The following is a 19803-nucleotide window of genomic DNA, read 5'->3' as shown; positions in this document are numbered from 1 at the left end:
CAGATGAGGAGCTTACCGCCGCAGCATGCCCCAGTCAAAACAAAGGCTGCATGAGGTTCAAAAGCACTCGATCAGCACCGTGGCCCGGCGCAGCCGGTCGGCAAGGTCTTCGGGCGCGATCGGGGTCTCATTCGCTGACACGGTGAGACTGACGTCATTCGCGCTGGCAAAGATCTGCGCGATCGAGCCGCGTATGCCGAAATTGATATTCTGCGGCAGATCACCGGTGGCATCGGCGACGTAAAAACCGTCAAGCTTGGACACCACAACACCGACAACAGCTCCAAAGCGATCGACGATCGGTCCACCGGAGTTTCCGGCCTGGACAGGCGCAGTGATCTGCAGCCGTGTCGCGTCATTGCCAACCCCCTTGAGGGCAGAGACCGAGCCGCGGGTCACATTCAGCGTATCGATCAGCCCATGCAACGGATAGCCTGCAACCGTGACATCAGCATTGAGCCGGACCGGCTGATCGGAAAAGGAGAGTGGTTCGGCGCCCGTCGGCAATCCGGCCTGCGGCCGGATCAGGGCGAGATCGAAGCCTTCATCGACAAAGCGAATATCGGCTGCCTTGCCGTCGACCGTTACGCTGTTGCACGAACCGACGACATGGTGATTGGTCATCACATCGCCTGCGGCATCGACATAGAAGCCGCTGCCCGAGGCGCGCGCATCGCCGCCGGCGCCGGCCGGTTGCCCGGTCACATCGCGGTCTTGCGGAACGTCTCCTGCGCCAGCATCATCCGGGAGCAGACGATTCATTGCCGATACGAGGTCAAGCAGGACGCCCGGTTCAAGCGGCATGAGATCGGATTGCGGCCCGGCACGATAGCTCGCGATCACCAGCGCCGCACGGTCAGGGACAGCCTCAGCCGGCGACATAACCAGAAAGTTTCGCGCCAGAGCACCGTCGACATCGCTGCGGAGATAAAACCGGGTGTCACCGGCTCTGCCTGACGTGACCCACAGGTCATCCCGGCGCAGCGTGTACGGTGTGTCTGCGCCGCCGGAAACTGCCTTGCGCAGCTTCTCCTGCATCGCAATGCTTTCAGAAAGGCTGTCCTTCTGCAGGACGACCCGCAGACCGCCGGCGTCATCCTCAAGCGTGACACCAGCCTCGTCATTGTTGACAACGTGGATCTTTGCGTTGGGCAACTGAAGCGAGACGCCGTATTGATCGATGCTGGTCGCAGTCCAGCCATCATCATCCAGAATTCCATAAGCCTGCACGGCCAGCACGGCCGCATGCAGGGCGGCGGGCTCGGCACTGAAATTGCGGGCAGACCAGCGCTCCAGCGCCGCCTGGGACCCGCTCCCCCAGGCGCAGTCGAGTTGCCCCGTGTAATCCCCGGCGAGCGCGAGCCCGGCCTGCAGAAAGCACTTCTCGCTGCGGTTAAGCGCCCGCGCGTCGAAAGCCGCCATCAACACCTCACCCGCTTCCGGTGCCGCCGCTGGGGTGTCAGCAGACCAGATCCGTCCCGTCAGATGCGCGCCGCTCGAACAGAAAGCATCGGCGGGCGCCAGACCCGCAGCCTTTTGCTGCTGCAGCCGTTCGGTAGCCTGAAGCTGCGGCAGAAGGCCGGAGGAAATGGCATACCAGCCGTTTTGCGAAGTATAGACAGCATCATACAGATATTGCGGATGGTCGCGAACATAGTCGACGACCGCGTCAAGGCTGGGCCGCGAGGCGACCACAACGGCGCAGTCATCTGCAGGAATGCCATTGACCGGTGCAGCCGCCGCAGGCAGCGCTGTCATGAGCTGAATGAAAACCAGAAACCGCACGATAAAAGCCCCTGAACCAAGCGTTTCAATTGCCGCCCTTCGACGCAGAAAATCAAGTGCGATCAATCGGCCAGTCCGGACAAAAAAGCCGCCGGAGGTTTCCCTCCGGCGGCCTTATCATTCAGACAATCGCTGATGACGATTATTCTGCGTCGTCGCGGTTCTTCAGAGCGGCGCCGAGAATGTCGCCGAGCGAAGCGCCCGAGTCAGACGAACCGAACTGAGCCACAGCTTCCTTCTCTTCAGCGATTTCCAGCGCCTTGATCGAAAGCATGACCTTGCGGTCCTTCTTGGAGAAGTTGGTGATGCGGGCATCGACCAGCTGACCGACCGAGAAACGCTCGGGGCGCTGTTCGTCGCGGTCGCGGGCCAGATCCGAGCGACGGATGAAGGACACGATGTCTTCGTGGTTGACGAGCTTGACCTCGACACCGCCGTCGTTGATCGCGGTGATTTCGCAGGAAACCACTGCACCCTTGCGCAGTTCGCCGGAAGCGGCAGCTTCAGTCAGCGAATCCTTGCCGAGCTGCTTGATGCCGAGCGAAATACGCTCCTTCTCGATATCGACGTCGAGAACAACAGCCTTGACGACATCGCCCTTGGCATATTCCTCGATGACCTGCTCGCCCGGACGGTTCCAGTCGAGATCCGACAGGTGAACCATGCCGTCGACATCGCCTTCCAGACCGATGAACAGACCGAATTCGGTCTTGTTCTTGATCTCGCCTTCAACGACCGTGCCGGCCGGATGCGAGAAGGAGAAGGCTTCCCACGGATTTTCGAGCGTCTGCTTGAGGCCGAGCGAGATGCGGCGCTTGGCCGGATCGACTTCGAGCACGACAACTTCGACTTCCTGGCTCGTGGACAGGATCTTGCCGGGGTGTACGTTCTTCTTGGTCCAGGACATTTCCGAGATGTGGATCAGGCCTTCGATGCCCGGCTCCAGCTCGACGAATGCACCGTAATCGGTGATGTTCGTGACGGTACCGGAAATCTTCTTGCCTTCCGGATACTTGGCCGAGATGCCATCCCACGGGTCGGCTTCCAGCTGCTTCATGCCCAGGGAAATGCGGTGCGTTTCCTGGTTGATGCGGATGATCTGGACCTTGACCTGCTGGCCGATCGACAGAAGCTCGGTCGGATGGTTGACGCGACGCCATGCCATGTCGGTGACGTGCAGCAGACCATCGATGCCGCCGAGATCGACGAATGCACCGTAATCGGTGATGTTCTTGACAACGCCTTCGACGACCTGACCTTCTTCAAGGTTCTGGACGATTTCCGAACGCTGCTCAGCGCGGCTCTCTTCGAGAACGGTACGGCGCGAAACGACGATGTTGCCGCGACGCTTGTCCATCTTCAGGATTTCGAAGGGCTGCGGCGTGTGCATCAGCGGCGATACGTCGCGAATCGGACGGATGTCCACCTGGCTGCGCGGCAGGAAGGCGATCGCGCCGTCGAGATCGACGGTGAAGCCACCCTTGACCTGGTTGAAGATCAGGCCTTCAACACGCTCGCCAGCTTCGAACTTGGCTTCGAGCTTGACCCAGGCTTCTTCGCGGCGAGCCTTTTCGCGCGACAGAACAGCTTCGCCAAGCGCGTTTTCGATGCGCTCGACATAGACTTCGACTTCATCGCCGACCTTCAGCTCACCGTCCTTGGAACGGGCGCCGAACTCCTTAAGCGGAACGCGGCCTTCGACCTTGAGGCCAACATCGATGATGGCAACATCTTTTTCGATCGCCGTGATAATGCCCTTGGCAACATAGCCTTCTGCGAGATCATTGTTCTCGGCAAAGGATTCCTCGAGCAGAGCGGCGAAATCGTCCCGCGTGGGGGTCTGTGCAGTCATGAAAACTCCTAATCGTGCCGTTTCCGCTCATATTTCAGGTGCGCGGACGTGCACTTATGCGCCGGTGGCTGGTGTTGAACCAGAGCCTTTCGCAGCACCCATTTCTTGACCATATGGTCAAGAATATTCCGGCGCCTGGATGCAATGAAAGGCCGTTTTCGGGAAGCGGAACACCCGCTATCCTCATAAAAATGCTTTGCGGCGAGCCTCGATATACTCGCATGCCGCTGCAAACGCGGCTTCTATACCCATTTTGGACGTATCAAGCAAGTACGCATCTTCAGCCGGGCGCAAGGGGCTGTCCTCACGCGATGTGTCACGCTCGTCACGGCGGCGCACATCGTCGAGGATCACATTGAAATCGGCCGTCTGGCCGCGCGCAACGATCTCGTCGAAGCGACGGCGGGCGCGAATATCAGCATCGGCGGTGACATAGAGCTTAACCGGCGCATCAGGGCAGACAACAGTGCCAATATCGCGGCCGTCCAGCACGGCGCCCGGATCACGTCCTGCAAATCTCTGCTGCGCCAGCACCAGCGCCCGCCGAACAGCCGGCATCGCCGCCACTCTGGACGCGGCCTCGCCGATCTCATGCGCGGAGAGCACATCTCGATCGAGGCGCGACAGATCGACCTTGCCAGCCAGGTCGGCAGCAATGGCCTCGTCATCAAGCGGCAGGCCGGCGGAAAGCAAGGCATGGGCGGTTGCGCGATAGGTCAGACCGGTATCGAGATGCGCAAAGCCGTAGTGACTGGCAAGCTTGCGCGCAAGCGTTCCTTTGCCGGCGGCAGCCGGCCCGTCAATGGCGATCACGAAGCCCATGCTTTTCTCTTCTTTTATGCGGTTGCGAACTAGTTAGGAAAACAGGCCGCGGTTTTCAATCACAACCGAACCCTGCCCTTCGAAAAACAGCCGGACCGGTGGCGGCAAGGTCGCGCCGGTCTGGCGCTGCCGCGACATCCGGTGCCGGTCAGTTCTGGCAATGCAGCAATGCTCTCCGAAAGCGGGCGCGATCCAGGCCGCACATCTCTGCCAGGCTCACGGCGCACTGCCCGACGAAAAACCCGGCCGCATCAGCAACCGGGTTTCATGAAACGCTCTGCCGAAAGGTACCTTATTCCGAAGCGGCTTCCGCCATTTCCGGCTTGCCTGCGTCACCATCATCGGCATCCTTGCGGGCACGACGGCGACGGGCCGGCTTCTTTTCCGGCTCACCTTCCGGGCTTGCGGCTTCAGCGGCCGGCTCGGCCTCGGCGGAAGCTGCGCCCTCACCCTCGCCTTCGGCGCCACGCTTGGTGCGGCGCGGGCGTGCCCCGGTCGGCGTGCGCCGGCGCGTATTGCGGCGCCCTGCGACCGGCTGACCGTCGGCCTCTTCAGCCATCACCTCGGCGGGCGTGCCTTCGATGACCGGCTGCGGTCCATCAGCATCGACCGGCTTTTCAGCAGCAGCCTGTTTCGGCTGTTCTGTGCGCTCAGACTGACGGTTCTGCTGCGGCTGCGCAGCAACGGCCGGGCTATCATCATCATTGATGTCGCTGTCATCGCCATCATTGCGATCGTCACGCTGATAGCGTTCCTGCAGCTGTGCCTGGGCGGATGCGATGATGCGATTGTAATGCTCGGCATGCTGCAGGTAGTTTTCCGCCATGACGCGATCGCCGGATCCCTGTGCATCCCGTGCCAAAGCAAGGTACTTCTCGGCAATATGCTGAGCCGTGCCGCGAATTTTCACGTCGGGACCCGAGCTGTCATAGGTCCTGGTCAGCGGGTTGGCGCCCTTGCGGTTGAAGTTGTTGTTATTGTTGTTGCCGCGCCCCCGGCTGCGCTTGTTCTGCTGTCCTGGCCTCATGGAATATACACCTGATTTTTGTTGTGGCCGAGCTAGACCGCACGGCAGCGTACAAGCGCTTCCCGGCGGCATAGATCCGCTGGCTGGGCCAATCGAGCCCGTTTGCCAATCATGGAATCCAAATCACTGAATCACGCCAAAGGCGGCACGGCTTGAACATATTCATCAAGCACAACACCTGAGACTGCCTGGGTCGAACGAATCGTTACCGCTTATCAGTCGCCTTTTTACGTGGCTGCAACCTAGCCCGCTTGCTCGAAAAATCCAAGCCCTTTCTCTGAAAGTTTTCAAAAACATTGCGGGCGTGACATTCCGATCAACGCGCCGGTTTGAAGATCACGACCCGATCATTGTTGCCGAGATCCCGAATTGCTCTTTTGAGCGCAAAGCCCGCCGTTTCGAAAATCGCGACGACCGGCACTTTCTGGTCATAGCCGATCTCCAGAGCCACGATTCCGCCCGGAGCGAGGAATGTCCACGCACCTGCAGCAATCGCCCGGTAGGCGTCAAGCCCGTCGTCGCCGCCGTCGAGAGCAGCACGCGGATCATGATCGCGAACCTCCGGCTGGAGCCGTTCTATCTCGTCCGTCCTGATATAAGGTGGATTTGACACAATCATGTCGAACAGCCCGTCAAGTGGTGCATACCACGACCCGCACCGGGTCTCGAACCGTTCAGTCACTTTATGTAGTAGGGCATTCCTTTGCGCCATTTCAAGGGCAGATTGCGAAATATCGCTCACAACAGCGTGTGCCTGCATACATTGCGTCAGAAGCGTTATCGCAATGGCCCCCGTCCCTGTCCCCAGATCAGCAAAACGCACGCTGCCACGTTCGGCGACAATTTGCCGCATTTCTGCCAATGCTGCCTCAACCAGGATTTCGGTATCCGGGCGCGGCTCGAGCGTTTCAGGCCCGAGGGCGAAATCGAGGCCGTAAAACTCGCGGACGCCAAGGATGCGGTAGACGGGTTCGCCGGCAGCACGGCGCACGACCGCACCGCGCGCGCGCGCAACATCTTCATCATTCACAAGTCGGGCGCCCTCGAGGCTCAGCCCGCCAAGTGAGAGAGAAAACAGCCCGCTGATCAGGTGACGCGCCTCTTCGCGCGGTTCGGCAATGCCTGCCTCGGCAAGAGCGGCACAGGCTTCGTCGAACATCGCCCTCAGCGTCAGCATTGGTTCAATTCCCCTGGGCACCCAGCTGGGCAAGCTGGCCAGCCTGATAGTCGGCGATCAGGGCATCGACCACCTCGTCAAGGTCGCCCTGAATGATGGCATCGAGCTTGTAGAGCGTCAGATTGATACGATGGTCAGTCACCCGGCCCTGCGGAAAATTATAGGTGCGGATACGCTCGGAACGGTCGCCCGAGCCAACCTGGCTCTTGCGGTCGGCAGAACGTTCACTGTCGGCCCGCTGACGCTCGATGTCGAACAGCCGGGCCCGCAGCACCTGCATCGCCTTGGCGCGGTTCTGATGCTGGGATTTCTCCGAACTGGTCACGATGATGCCGGTCGGCAGATGGGTGATCCGCACCGCCGAATCCGTCGTGTTGACGTGCTGACCGCCCGCACCGGATGACCGCATCGTATCGATACGAATATCCTCAGCGCGGATCTCGACATCAATATCCTCGGCTTCCGGCAGCACCGCCACGGTTGCCGCAGAGGTGTGAATACGGCCGCTCGCCTCCGTCTCCGGCACGCGCTGCACGCGGTGAACACCGGATTCGAACTTCAGCCGCGAAAAAACCCCGCGCCCGCTGACCGAGGCGATGATTTCCTTGAACCCGCCGGCATCGCCGTCGCTGGCCGAAAGAATCTCGACCTTCCAGCCCTTGCCAGCCGCGTAGCGCTCATACATGCGGAACAGATCGCCGGCGAACAGAGCAGCCTCCGAGCCACCCGTGCCGGCGCGGATTTCCAGGACCGCGCTTTTCTCATCCGCCGCGTCCTTGGGCAACAGGAGCAGCTGAATTTCGCCTTCAAGTGCCTCGATCCGTGTCTCGACCTCCGGCAGTTCCATTTCGGCAAGCTCACGCATCTCGCGTTCGGTCGTCCTGTCGGAGAGCAGCGCCTCGAGATCCCGCTGTTCGCTGGCGGCTGCGCTATAGACGCGGATCTTGTTCACCACCGGTTCGAGCTCGGCATATTCGGATGCCAGGCGGACATAGGTTTCCGCATCCGGGCCAGCCGACATGCGGGCCTCGACCTCGCTGAAGCGACGCTCCAGCTCATTCATCTTTTCGACAGGTAGCCTCGCCACGCCGTTTATCTCTCCGTTTCTGTTGAGTGACGCGTCTTTCAGCCATCACGCCTGCCGCACGCGCTAGCGGCAGAACGTGGCGGAAGTAGCGGCACTAAAGCGGAATATTATTCTCGCTGGCAAAGCGCTGCAGCACTTCGCGCAGCGGCATATCCTCGGCAAAATGATTGTCGAGCGCGGTATTCAGGAGATCCGACAGCGCAGTGACATCAAGTCCGAGCAACATGGCCTTGACCGGGCCGATCGCCGTCGGCGCCATGGAAATCGCCCGAAAGCCGATGCCGAACAAGGCCATGGCGGAAAGCGGCTTGCTGGCCAGCTCACCGCACAGCGTGACCGGGACACCCGACCGTTCGCCCGCGCGCACAATATCGCGCAGCACCCGGAGGAAGGGCTTGCTGACAGGGTCATAGCGATCGGAAACGCGCGCATTGCCGCGATCAACCGCCATGATGAACTGATAGAGATCATTGGAACCGACGGACACGAAATCCACCTCGGCCATCAGCTCATCCATCTCGTAAAGCAGCGCCGGAACCTCGATCATCGCGCCAAGCTCGATCTTCTTCGGCACGCCATGACCGAAGCGCTTCAGATGCTGGATTTCCTTGGCCATCAGCGCCCGCGTCTCGCGCAGCTCCTGCACCTCGGACACCATCGGCACCATGACGCGCAGCACGTCTCCGCTCGCCGCCTTCATCAGCGCGCGCATCTGCATGCGCAAAAGATAGGGCCGGTCGAGCGCCAGGCGGATCGCACGCCAGCCCATGGCCGGGTTTTCCTCTTCCTGCGAGCGGAAATAGGACACCACCTTGTCGGACCCGATATCGAGCGTGCGGAAGGTCACCGGACGGTTGCCGGCAAAATCGAGCACCTGACGGTAGAAATTTTCCTGTTCCGCAGCCTTCGGCATGCGTGAAGCAATCATGAACTGCAGCTCGGTCCGGAACAGGCCGATGCCTTCGGCACCGCTGTCGTCAAACTGCGGCAGGTCCACCAGAAGCCCGGCATTCATCATCAGCTTGAAGCGAACGCCATCGCGCGAGACCGGCTCGACCAGTTTCAGCGCCCGGAACTGCTCCTGACGGCGTGCCCGCAGGCGGATCTTCTCATTATAGGCGGTGCTGACAGCCTCGATCGGGCGCAGATGCACTTCCCCGTCATCGCCATCAACGATGATCTCATCGCCGTTCTCAGCCTGCGCGACCACGCCGACGGCCTGGCCGATGACCGGAATCCCCATGGCCCGGGCGACGATCACCACATGGCTGGTCGCTGCGCCATCTTCCAGCACCAGACCCTTGAGATGATCACGCGGATAGTCCAGCAGTTCGGCAGCGCCCATGGCGCGCGCGACAATCACCGCATCCGGCGGAAAACCATCCCGGCCATCGCCGGAAAAGCCGGTCAGCTGGCGCAAGAGCCGGTTGGCGAGATCATCAAGATCATGCATGCGATCCCGCATGAAGGGATCGGTGAGCCGGATCATCCGCGCCTTGGTGTCACTCTGAACCTTCTCCACAGCGCCTTCTGCCGTCAGCCCCAGCCGGATCGCCTCTTCGAGGCGGCGGACCCAGCCGCGGTCATGCGCGAACATGCGGTAGGTTTCCAGCACTTCGCGATGCTCGCCCTCGCTGGAAACATCGCGCCTGTTCAGCATGTCGTCGATCGAAACCCGCAGCGAATCCAGCGCCTCGTGCAGGCGCTTGATTTCAGCATCGCTGTCTTCATTGACGAGATTGTTGACGATGATGCGCGGCTCATGCAGCACAACATGTCCGATCGCAATTCCTTCGCCATAGGCATCGCCCGAAAGCGAGACCGAGCGGGTCAGGTCAAGCTCCATGCCGGGACGGGTGATCTTTTTCAGATCGCCCGAAACGATCATTTCGGCCAGCAGCATCGCCGCCGTCTGCAGCCCTTCGACCTCATCTTCGGAATAGCCGCGCTCGTCGGTATTCTGGACGACGAGAACGCCAAGCGTCCGCCCTGCCCTGAGAATCGGAACGCCAAGGAAGGAGTGGTAGATCTCTTCACCCGTTTCCGGCAGATAACGGAAGGCGGGATGCGACTGGGCATCGGAGAGATTGAGCGGCTGGGCGGATGCGGCAATCGTGCCGACCAGACCCTGTCCCATGCGCAGCTGCGCCAGATGGACGGCGTCCTTCTTCAGACCTTGCGTCGCGTAGAGCTCGAGCACGCTGTCGGCACGCAGCACATAGACCGAGCACACGGCCGCCACCATATTGCTCGCGATCTGCCCAACGATACGGTCAAGGCGATCCTGCGGCTCCAGCGGCTCCGCCATCAGTTCTCGCAGCCGCTTGAGCAGGATGCGCGGGCCCGATGCTTGATCTCTCATGGCTTTTCATCCCCGGACTTTGGGACGGAGGACGCCCCGGGAAGGCTGCCGAAACCCGGTGATTTCCGGCAGCCCGTTGACGGTCACTTCTTATCCAGACCGTAGCAGGAATGCAAAGTCCGGACAGCAAGTTCTGCATAGGCGCCGTCGATCAGGATGGAGATCTTGATCTCGGACGTGGTGATCGCCTTGATATTGATGCCCTTCTGCGAGAGCGCCTTGAAGGCGGAAGCGGCGACGCCGGAATGCGAACGCATGCCGATGCCGATGACCGAGATTTTGGCCAGTTCTGTCTCGCTCTGCAACACGTCGAAATCGATTTCGCCGCGTTTCTGCTCAAGCGCTGCCTTGGCCTTCTCGACATCAGAGGCCGGCACGGTAAAGGTCATGTCCGTGTGGGTCCCGTCTTCGGAAATATTCTGCACGATCATGTCGACATTGATATGCGATTCGGCAAGCGGTCCGAAAATGGCAGCAGCCACACCCGGACGGTCCGAAACACGACGCAGGGAGATCTGCGCTTCATCCTTGGCATATGCAATGCCGGTTACGACTTCCTGTTCCACAATCTCATCCTCGTCGCAAATCAGGGTACCGGGCGGGTTGTTAAAATCGCCCATGCCGGGAGCATCCGGCTCATCAAAACTCGAACGCACAAAGGTGCGAACCTTGTGAACCATGGCCAGTTCGACCGAACGGACCTGCAGGACCTTGGCGCCGAGTGACGCCATTTCCAGCATTTCCTCAAACGCCACCTTCTTCATCCGGCGGGCCTTGGGTTCGATCCGCGGATCCGTGGTGTAGACGCCATCGACGTCGGTATAGATATCACAGCGGTCGGCCTTCACCGCAGCGGCAATGGCAACGGCCGACGTATCGGAGCCGCCACGGCCGAGCGTCGCGACCCGATTGTCCGGGCCAATCCCCTGGAAACCGGCGCAGACGGCTACCTGCCCTTCGCCCATGCGCTTGATGATATCGGAACCGTCAATCTCGGCAATGCGGGCCGCGCCATGGGCGTTATCCGTCTTGATCGGCAGCTGCCAGCCCTGCCAGGAGCGCGCATTGACGCCCATGGATTGCAGCACGATCGCCAGCAAGCCGGACGTCACCTGCTCACCGGAGGAAACGACGACATCATATTCACGCGCATCATGCATGGGCGATGCCTCACGCGTCCATGCGACGAGTTCATTGGTCTTGCCGGCCATGGCGGAGACGACCACCGCCACTTCGTGACCGGCGTCGACCTCACGTTTCACATGGCGCGCCACATTGCGGATGCGTTCGATATTGGCAACGGACGTGCCGCCGAATTTCATGACGATGCGGGCCATACAATCATTCCAACATTCAAGAAGCGCCTGTGAGACGGATGGCAGGCACTCGACCATCGCGGAACCGGCGTCAGCCAAGGCGACAGTCGGCAAAGCTGCGGTTTATTAGCGAAAACGGGCCACGCGCGCAATGGCGTGGTTCACGCTTTCGGTTCGCATTTGCCGTCAGGCGGCAAGAAAAACCTAAGCGAGATCGAGAATGGTAATGGCAAGACCGTCCTTGCCCGCCTCAATGCGGGCGCGAATACCATAAACCTCGGCCAGCCGCGCAGCCGTCAGCACATCCTCAGGCCGGCCATCTGCCACGATCCGTCCCTTGCTGAGGAGGATCAGCCGCGTGCACCAGCGTGCCGCCAGGTTGAGATCATGCATCGACGTGATCACCGACCGGCTTTCCCTGGTCAGGTCGCGAAACACTTTCATCAATCCGATCTGATGGGCAGGATCGAGCCCTGCCGCCGGTTCATCCGCCACCAGAAGCGGCGTTGTCTGCGCCAGCGCCCGGGCGATCAGAACCCGCGCCTTCTCGCCGCCAGAAAGACTTGTCGCCACGCGGCCGGCCAGATGCGATATGCCCATGCGCACCATGGCATCGCTGATCACCCGGCCGCTTTCGAAATCGCCGAAGGGATGGCCGCTTTCGAAAGGCTGCCGTCCGAGCGCCACCACATGGCGCACCGTGACCGGCCAGGCGATCTCATGCTCCTGCGGCAGATAGGCCACCGATCGCGCCCGCTGGTCAAAGCCCATGGTCGAAACATCATCACCCAGCAGCCGGATGCTGCCCTTGTGCGGGATCAGGCCCAGCATGGATTTGAGCAGCGTCGATTTGCCGGCGCCATTCGGCCCGATCAGCCCGATCAGTTCATTATGGCCGACATCGACACTGACATCCTTGAGGATCGTCGTTCCGCCAAGCGCGACCGTCAGATCCTTGACACTGAAAATACTCATAGCAGCGACCGCCTCGTCTTGAAGATCAGCCACAGGAAGAAGGGGGCGCCGACCAGCGCGGTGACGACGCCGATCTTCAGATCCCTGTCGGGGGCAACAAGCCTGACGGCGATATCCGCCATCAGCAGCATCGCCGCACCGCCAAGCGCGCTCGCCGGCAGGAGCCGTGATGGCACCGAGCCGACCAGCGGACGCAACAGATGCGGCACGACCAGGCCGACAAAGCCGATCGCGCCGGAAACCGCCGTTGCCGCGCCCACGCTTGCCGCTGTCCCCCACATCACCCGGTTGATCAGCCGCTTCGGATCATGGCCGAGGCTTACGGCCGCATCGCCGCCCAGCATCATGGCATTCAGCCCCCGCCCGGTCGAAAACAGGATTATCCAGCCGGCCAGCATGAAGGGGGCTGCCACATAGACCTGCAGCATGGAGCGATCGGCCAGCGACCCGAGCATCCAGAACATGATCTCCATCGCCGCGAAGGGATTGGGCGACAGGTTCAGCGCCAGTGATGTCATGGCACCGGCAAAGGCGGTGACGGCGACACCGGCGAGAATCACCGTCAGACTTTGCAGGCCGCCGCCGGCAAGCCCGCGCACGACGATGACGGCGCCGAGTGCGAAGACAAGCGCCATCAGCGGCAGCGCCAGCGCGAAGACGGCCGAAAGGCCGGTGTAAATGGCAATCACCGCACCAAGCGAGGCCGAGGACGAGATACCGAGCAGGCCGGGCTCCGCCAGCGGATTGCGCAGATAGCCCTGCAGCACCGCACCGGAAAGACCGAGCGTCGCACCGATCATCAGCCCCAATATCGCCCGCGGCAGCCGAACCTGCTGCATGATCAGCATGATCGCACCACCATCATGCGAAAACAGCGCCTTGAGGCTTGCGGAAAAGCCGATCGCCGCCGGACCGATTGTCAGCGACGCCAGAAACAGCAGCAGCACAAGCAGGGAAAGCCCGGCAAGCACAAGGCGGTAACGATGGGTCTCATTCATCCGCCGTGCTCCGGTCAACCTCGTTTCTGAGCTTTTCCATGGCCGTGATGTTGAACGGGCCACCGCAAATCGTGTCGCGGCCGGGAAGATCAACCACCTGGCTCTTTTTCGCAAGCGCGGCAAAGGCCGGATGCACAAAAACCTTCTCCGCCAGCGCCGGGGCGGAATAGCTGTCGTCACCGGTAACGATCACCTGCGGCGAAAGCATGATCAGCTTTTCCAGGGGCAGCCGTCCGAGACCATCAAGACCGGTCGTGGCGCTGACATTCTTCAGCCCGGCATGGGCCGCGATTTCGCTTGTCAGCGTATTCTCGCCGGCCGTGTAGCCATTTTCGAAGTAGAAGGCGGCCGTCATTTGCGTGACCGGTTCGGCATCAATCCGCGAAAGTGCGGTATTGATGGATGTGACCATTTTGTCTGCCGCCTGCTCTCGGCCCAGAAGCTGGCCCATGCGCCGGAGATTGGCACGAACATCGTCGAGCGAGCTTTCCGGTGCAAATTCTGCGACCGGAACGCCAAGACGCTTCAGAAGATTGACGGTATCGCGGGTCGTGTAGCTTCCCGCCAGCACCAGATCCGGCTTCATCAGGAAGACTTCCTCGGCCAGGCCGTGGTTCAGCCGGTAGCCGGAGGCAACATCCGAAAGCGCCGAAACCTTGGGATCGGCAGCCAGGAACGACACCGAAACGAGCTGGCCGGGCGCGGCCAGCAGCATCGCCATTTCATCGGTGCAAAGATTGATCGAGACCACACGCACCGGACGATCATCGCCGGCCCGGACCGGGCCTGCGACCGGGAGCAAAAGAAAGGCAACGAAAGCGGCGCGGGCAAGCACCTTGAAATATCGTGACAGTTCTGCCCGCGCCGCACTCAATCAGAAGGTCCTCTTGTAGGCGACGGTGACCGTCGTGCCGGGGGCATCATAACCATAGACCGTCTGGTAATCTTCGTTGAACAGGTTTTCAACGGCGAGCTTCACGTTTGATGCATCGTCAAGGGCATAAAGCGCCGAGACATTGACCAGCGTATAGTCGCCGAGCTGGGGATTCGCGTTGGACTGGTTCGTCCAGCGGCTGGCCACATATTCGATGTCGCCATTGAGGTTGAGCCTGTCGGTGGCGGCGTAGCTCGCCCCCGCCGTCAGTTTCAGCCGGTTCTGGTTGGCGATATATTCATCCGAACTGTCATCCTTCGGCAGGCGATATTCCAGGCCGAAATCGAGGTCGAGCAGATCGGCAATCAGCGACTGCGAATAGGTCGCGCGTACGCCGGAGACCGTTGCTTCATCGATATTGGTATAGGTCGCATAATCGCTGGTGTAATCGATCATGTCATTGATGAAGTTCTGGAACCAGACCAGATCGACGCTGCTGGAATCCGTCGCGGCCCAGTTGACGCCAACTTCATAGGACTTGGAACGCTCGGGATTGAGATCCGGATTGCCGAGATAATAGCCGTAATAGCCCGGATAATAGAGTTCGTTGAAGGTCGGGGCCTTGAAGCCGGTTGCAAATGAAGCCCGGGCCGTCAGACCGTCGACGATCTCATAGCCGACGCCGATATTATAGGTCAGAGCACCGCCGAAATCCTCATTGCCGTCGTAACGCAGACCGGCATTGAGATCGAGTGCTTCCCATTCCAGCGCATATTGCGTGTAGACAGCGCCGACCGCGCGGCTGGATTTGGTGTAGTCCGTCGAAGAGCTGACATGTTCGTCATAGGCTTCGCCGCCGAAGGTCAGCGTATTGGCGACGTCACCGGTGACGAATTCCTTCTTCGTGCTGGCGCTGAAGCCATAGCGGCTGGTATTGAAATCGGAATTATAGGCGTCGTCGCCCTTCAGGAAGCTCTTGCTGTAATCGAGCGCCGAATAGATTTCGAAGGTCGAGGTCCAGTCCGGGCTGTGGTTGATGTCTGCACCAACCTTGAAGGCAGCATTGGTCTGCAGCGATTCGTTGGCGCCCGGATAGAGCGTTCCGTAGGACGAATACAGGCCGTCAAACTGCGGGTTGGAGCGCGAATAGAAGCCACTGGTATAAAGCCGGCCCCATTCGAAATCTTTCGACAGCGAATAGTTGAACGAACCCTGCAGGAACCCGTCCTTGTCGGGCTCGAGATAGCCGCTTTCCGGTGCGGTAAAGTCATAGCCTTCCGTGCCGAGAATGCCGAGACCGATATTGAAATCGACACCGCTTTCAGAACGACCGCGCACCGTGCCATTGGCGAAACCGCCCCAGGGCCAGGTGACGCCGGTCTCGACCGTGGTACAGACCGACTTGCCGTTCTCGCAGGTCGAACCATCCTTGGTGATGATGTTGATCACACCGCCGATCGCATCGGCACCCCACTGCGCCGAATGGGCGCCTTCGACGATTTCGACCCGCTGGATCGAGCTCAGCGGAATATTGGAAAGATAGGCTGTGCCCGTGGTCGCCGAAGCGACGCGCATGCCGTCCACCAGAACCAGCGTCTGATCGGCGCTTGCCGAACGCAGCGTCACGCTGGCGGTCGAGCCCTGCCCGCCATTGGTGGTGATGTTGACGCCCGGATATTTGCGCAGCAGCGATGGCAGGTCAGGCGCCGCTGATTTTTCGATGTCCTGCTCGGTAATGACCGTCACGGTCGAGGTGGACTGGGCAATCGTGGAGGTACGGCGCAGCGGCGTCGTCACCGTGATCGGTGCCAGCACCACATCGCTATCGCTGACGGTATCGGCATCCTGGGCAAAAGCGCCCTGGCTGGCAAGAATGGCAATGGCAGCAACGCTGCCGGCGAAAAGGGTCGTTCTCATCTTCATCCCCGATCGGGCCGTGACAGGCCCATAATCCGGGAACAGAACTGGCTTGGAAATTTCCCCTCGCACTTGGTTCCGTTCACGGCGACAGTTTCAACAATGTCACCGCGACGGACGACCGCGCCTGAACAAATCCCCGTGTTCAAGCATGGGTGACCGGATCGGGCAGGTCTCCTGGCTTCCGCGTCATCGCCTTTTCTCCACCTTCCCGGGTTAAAAACCCAGTGGCTCTAAACGGAAATGGCTCTGCGGTTACAGTTGCGGGGGCAGCCACGGCTGAGACAAAATGCCTTTCCGTGTTCCCTTTTCATCCGCCGGCAAGGGCGGAACCTGATCCGGGAGCGACCATAATTTAAACAAAATCGTTAAGTCAACGCCAGCCCGGAGAGGCCGTGCACTTTGTCCCAAGCTATTGTTAATCCGTCACACTTTTGCGGTTTTGAAGAGACCGGAATTCACACAAGAACGGGGTGAGAGACCATGTCGTCGCTGCCGAAAAACTTCAGATAGCGTTCGACTTCCGCCGGTTCTCCGGTCGCCTTTTCCGGATTGTCGGAAAGCTTGACCGCCGGATGGCCATTGGCGTCCGTTACCTTGCAGACGATCGAGATCGGCTTCAGCCCGCCGACGCGATGCGGCGCGCAACCGATGAAATCATTGGTGAGGTTGGTGCCCCAGCCGAAGCTCATGCGCACCCGGCCCTCGAAATGCTTGTAGGTTTCGATGATCGCATCGACATCAAGTCCGTCGGAAAAGATCAGCAGTTTCTCGCGCGGATCGCGGCCCATTTTCTTCCACCAGGCGAGAATTTTCTCACCGCCCTCGATCGGCGGCGCGCTGTCGGGGCGGAAGCCGGTCCAGTCGGCGACCCATTCCGGCGCATTGCGCAGGAAAGCCGCCGTGCCGAAAGCATCCGGCAGTGCGATCAGAAGATTACCGCCATAGAGCTTGTTCCAGTCGCGCATCACCCGATAGGGCGCTTCGGCAAGCTGCGCATCGGTCTCGGAAAGCGCGGCGGCCACCATCGGCAGCTCATGGGCATTGGTGCCGACGGCTTCAAGATCCGTATCCATGGCCAGAAGCACGTTGGAAGTCCCGGTAAAGGCCGAACCGATCCCCTCCTTCAGCGCCTCGACGCACCAGCGCTGCCACAGGAAGGAATGGCGGCGACGGGTGCCGAAATCGGAAATCTTGAGCCCCGGTAGTGCCGAAAGCCGCTCGACCTTCGACCACATCTTCGCCTTGGCCCGGGCATAGGTGACATCGATGGTGAAGACCCCGAGCTCTCGCATGGCCGCGCGGGAACGGAGCTCGTTGATGATGCACAGTGCCGGAATTTCCCACATGGTGGTTTCCATCCAGCGGCCATGAAAGGTCAGCTGATACTGACCGTCCTTCTTGGTCAGCTCATATTCCGGCAAACGGAAATCGGCGAGCCAGGTGAGAAATTCCGGCTCGAAGATCTGCGAACGGCCATAGAAACTGTTGCCCGCCAGCCAGATCATTTCCTTTTTCGAAAGCTTCACCGCGCGGGCGTGATCGAGCTGGTCACGCAGTTCCTGCTCATCAATGATTTCGGCAAGCCTGACTGTGGTGGTCCGGTTGATGACGGAAAAGGTGGCGCGCACATCCGGATAGAGTTTCCAGATCATCTGCAGCATCAGCAGTTTGTAGAAATCCGTATCCAGCAGGCTGCGGATGATCGGATCAAGCTTCCATGTGTGATCATAGACGCGGGTCGCGATATCGGTCTTGGCCATGATGTTTCGTCCCTGCCGGCAATCCCCGGCGCGGCCTGCCAGGGATACTCGATTAGAGTATATTATCACGGGGAACCGGCATCACATGCCGCCAGATCACCCTGTGCTGCAATCGAGCAGCATCTTCCGGTCGCAAGCATTAGCGAAAAAAGGGGGCATAAGTCCAGTACCGAACGGCATCACCGCGCGGACATGCCGCGCGCTGGTCGTCCAGAGCGCCCTGTCAGCCCCACGATTGCCATGCTAGAGCGCCGTGTGTCCTTTTGAACGCATGGCGCTCTAGCTTATTGAATCTACGCATCGGCTCGAATATCGATTCCGAATTTCGAGCCGATGCGCTAGGAAGGGCGATCTTTGCGACAGAATGGAACCGCCATGACCTTGCCGCCGAATGTGCAACTGCTCGCGCCGAAGGAAGATCTCGACTTTTTTCATTCTGCGTCCATCGCCCTTGCCGAGCCGATGACTGCAATCGAGGCATGGAACCGCCTGATTGCCCATCCCCCGCCCTTCATGACGACGGCGTTCCGCATCCGGGATGCGATCTCGTCGCGCTTCGGCGTTCGCCGCATCGGCGGCTTCACCAGAACCCGGCACGAAACCCCCAAAGTCGGCGACCGGCTTGATTTCTTCCTTGTCGAATATGCAAGCGATACCGTTCTGGCCCTGAGCGAGCGCGACCGCCATCTCGATGTTATGACCTGCATCTCGACCCATGCGGACATGCTGACCGTCACGGCATCGGTGAAGACACACAATCTTTTCGGCCGCCTCTACATGATCCCAGTCGCGCCCGCCCACAGGGTGATTGTGGCAACCATGCTGAAAAGCTTTCAGCGCGAGCAGCAACAGCGGCAGAACGGGTCTTCCGCTCAGTAGCCGGCGCCGTGATCGACCAGATGCTCAAGCGCCGCGCCGGCCTCGAAGCGGGCGATCTGCCGCTCCACATGGGCAAGAAGCGAGGCCACGTCGCTGTCGGCGGCAACATGCGGGGTCAGGATCGCCCTGTCCATCGCCCAGAGCGGGCTTTCAGCGTCGAGCGGCTCTTTCTCGAAGACATCCAGCGACACGCCGCCGAGAACGCCCTCCTGAAGTGCGGCAACGATATCGGCCTCGACCTGACTGCCGCCGCGCCCGGCATTGATGAAGACCGGACGGGACAGCGCGCCGCCCTGTCTCAGCTTTGCAAACAGCGATGCGTTGAACAGTCCTGTCGTTTCCGCCGTCAGCGGCAACAGGCCGACCAGAATGTCCGTCTGTGCCAGAAACGCATCCAGCCCGGCGGCATCGAAGGTCTCGAGCCCTGCGATCACGCGCTTGCGCCGTGACCAGCCGATCACGTTAAAGCCCATGATTTTCAGCTTTTCCACCGCGTCGCAGCCAAGCACGCCAAGCCCCATGACGCCAACCGTCACGGCGCAGGCTTCCGGCTGCACCGAGGGCCGCCACTGCGCCTGCCGCTGCTGCCGCGCATAAGTCGGCATCTGGCGCAGATGGGTGAGCGCCTGCAGCACCACATATTCGCTCATCCGCCTTGTCAGCGTACCGTCGACGAAGCGCACCAGCGGCAGATCCGGCAGGCCCTCGAGCGCCATGATCCTGTCGACGCCGGCACCACCGGAAAACAGCACATCAAGATTTCGGGCACGGGTGAAGAGATCGGCATCCGGCTTCCACAGAAGCGCATAGCGGCAATCGGAAAGATCGCGCCCGGCATGTTCCGGATCGGCAAGGTTAACCACTTCCCGCCCGGCAAAGGCCTTCGGCAGCGCATCCGCGACGGCCTGCGGATTGGTGAACTTGAGGTCGACAAGGATGGTACCCTTAGCTTTGGTCATGCAGTCCGGC

At 60.6% G+C, this 19803-nt stretch carries 15 protein-coding genes and 1 riboswitch; of the genes, 1 reads left to right on the top strand and 14 read right to left on the bottom strand.

Features of this window, described 5'->3' with window-relative positions; genetic code table 11:
• Positions 1-57 precede the first annotated feature (57 nt).
• From HCK86_RS19795 to pncB, 13 genes are all read right to left on the bottom strand, one after another.
• On the bottom strand, positions 58-1785 hold the full coding sequence (locus HCK86_RS19795; protein ID WP_176086209.1) for a serine protease: 1728 nt from the start codon (positions 1783-1785) through the stop codon (positions 58-60).
• A 142-nt stretch (positions 1786-1927) separates the two neighbouring features.
• Positions 1928-3637: a 30S ribosomal protein S1 gene (rpsA, locus tag HCK86_RS19790; RefSeq protein ID WP_176086208.1), complete on the bottom strand. Its 1710-nt coding sequence runs from the start codon at positions 3635-3637 to the stop codon at positions 1928-1930.
• A 183-nt stretch (positions 3638-3820) separates the two neighbouring features.
• Entirely contained in the window at positions 3821-4459 is a 639-nt protein-coding gene (cmk, locus tag HCK86_RS19785) for a (d)CMP kinase (RefSeq protein ID WP_176086207.1), read from the bottom strand.
• Between the two features lie 292 nt (positions 4460-4751).
• A complete protein-coding gene (locus HCK86_RS19780) occupies positions 4752-5486 on the bottom strand; it encodes a DUF4167 domain-containing protein (protein ID WP_176086206.1) in 735 nt (244 codons plus the stop codon).
• A gap of 316 nt (positions 5487-5802) precedes the next feature.
• Complete coding sequence (gene prmC, locus HCK86_RS19775) at positions 5803-6663, bottom strand: peptide chain release factor N(5)-glutamine methyltransferase (protein ID WP_176086205.1); 861 nt, start codon at positions 6661-6663, stop codon at positions 5803-5805.
• A 4-nt stretch (positions 6664-6667) separates the two neighbouring features.
• Positions 6668-7750, bottom strand: coding sequence for a peptide chain release factor 1 (gene prfA / locus HCK86_RS19770; protein WP_176086204.1), 1083 nt, complete (start codon positions 7748-7750; stop codon positions 6668-6670).
• A gap of 94 nt (positions 7751-7844) precedes the next feature.
• Positions 7845-10112, bottom strand: coding sequence for a phosphoenolpyruvate--protein phosphotransferase (gene ptsP / locus HCK86_RS19765; RefSeq protein WP_176086203.1), 2268 nt, complete (start codon positions 10110-10112; stop codon positions 7845-7847).
• Between the two features lie 83 nt (positions 10113-10195).
• A complete protein-coding gene (locus tag HCK86_RS19760; RefSeq protein ID WP_176086202.1) occupies positions 10196-11449 on the bottom strand; it encodes an aspartate kinase in 1254 nt (417 codons plus the stop codon).
• Between the two features lie 183 nt (positions 11450-11632).
• Positions 11633-12403 carry an ABC transporter ATP-binding protein gene (locus HCK86_RS19755; protein WP_176086201.1) on the bottom strand — a complete coding sequence of 257 codons (771 nt, stop codon included), beginning with the start codon at positions 12401-12403 and terminating at the stop codon, positions 11633-11635.
• Positions 12400-13401 (bottom strand): iron ABC transporter permease, encoded by a 1002-nt coding sequence (locus HCK86_RS19750; protein ID WP_176086200.1) that lies wholly within the window; start codon positions 13399-13401, stop codon positions 12400-12402. The genes HCK86_RS19755 and HCK86_RS19750 overlap by 4 nt, the downstream gene beginning before the upstream one ends.
• On the bottom strand, positions 13394-14275 hold the full coding sequence (locus tag HCK86_RS19745; protein WP_246739687.1) for an ABC transporter substrate-binding protein: 882 nt from the start codon (positions 14273-14275) through the stop codon (positions 13394-13396). The genes HCK86_RS19750 and HCK86_RS19745 overlap by 8 nt, the downstream gene beginning before the upstream one ends.
• Complete coding sequence (locus tag HCK86_RS19740; protein WP_176086199.1) at positions 14276-16192, bottom strand: TonB-dependent receptor; 1917 nt, start codon at positions 16190-16192, stop codon at positions 14276-14278. It abuts the gene before it with no gap.
• A 149-nt stretch (positions 16193-16341) separates the two neighbouring features.
• Positions 16342-16544, bottom strand: a riboswitch (cobalamin riboswitch).
• A gap of 106 nt (positions 16545-16650) precedes the next feature.
• Complete coding sequence (gene pncB / locus HCK86_RS19735) at positions 16651-17955, bottom strand: nicotinate phosphoribosyltransferase (protein WP_176086198.1); 1305 nt, start codon at positions 17953-17955, stop codon at positions 16651-16653.
• A gap of 354 nt (positions 17956-18309) precedes the next feature.
• Here pncB and HCK86_RS19730 point away from each other — a divergent pair, with 354 nt between their 5' ends.
• Entirely contained in the window at positions 18310-18834 is a 525-nt protein-coding gene (locus tag HCK86_RS19730) for a DUF2867 domain-containing protein (protein ID WP_246739686.1), read from the top strand.
• On the opposite strand, the gene HCK86_RS19725 is transcribed toward HCK86_RS19730, so the two are convergent.
• Positions 18828-19793, bottom strand: coding sequence for a glyoxylate/hydroxypyruvate reductase A (locus tag HCK86_RS19725; protein ID WP_176086197.1), 966 nt, complete (start codon positions 19791-19793; stop codon positions 18828-18830). The two genes, HCK86_RS19730 and HCK86_RS19725, sit on opposite strands and share 7 nt — an antisense overlap.
• Between the last annotated feature and the right edge of the window lie 10 nt (positions 19794-19803).

This window comes from Martelella sp. HB161492 (genome assembly GCF_013184775.1).
Lineage (GTDB): Bacteria > Pseudomonadota > Alphaproteobacteria > Rhizobiales > Rhizobiaceae > Martelella.
Note: the sequence above shows the minus strand (reverse complement) of the source record. Positions and strands in the feature narration are given on the sequence as shown.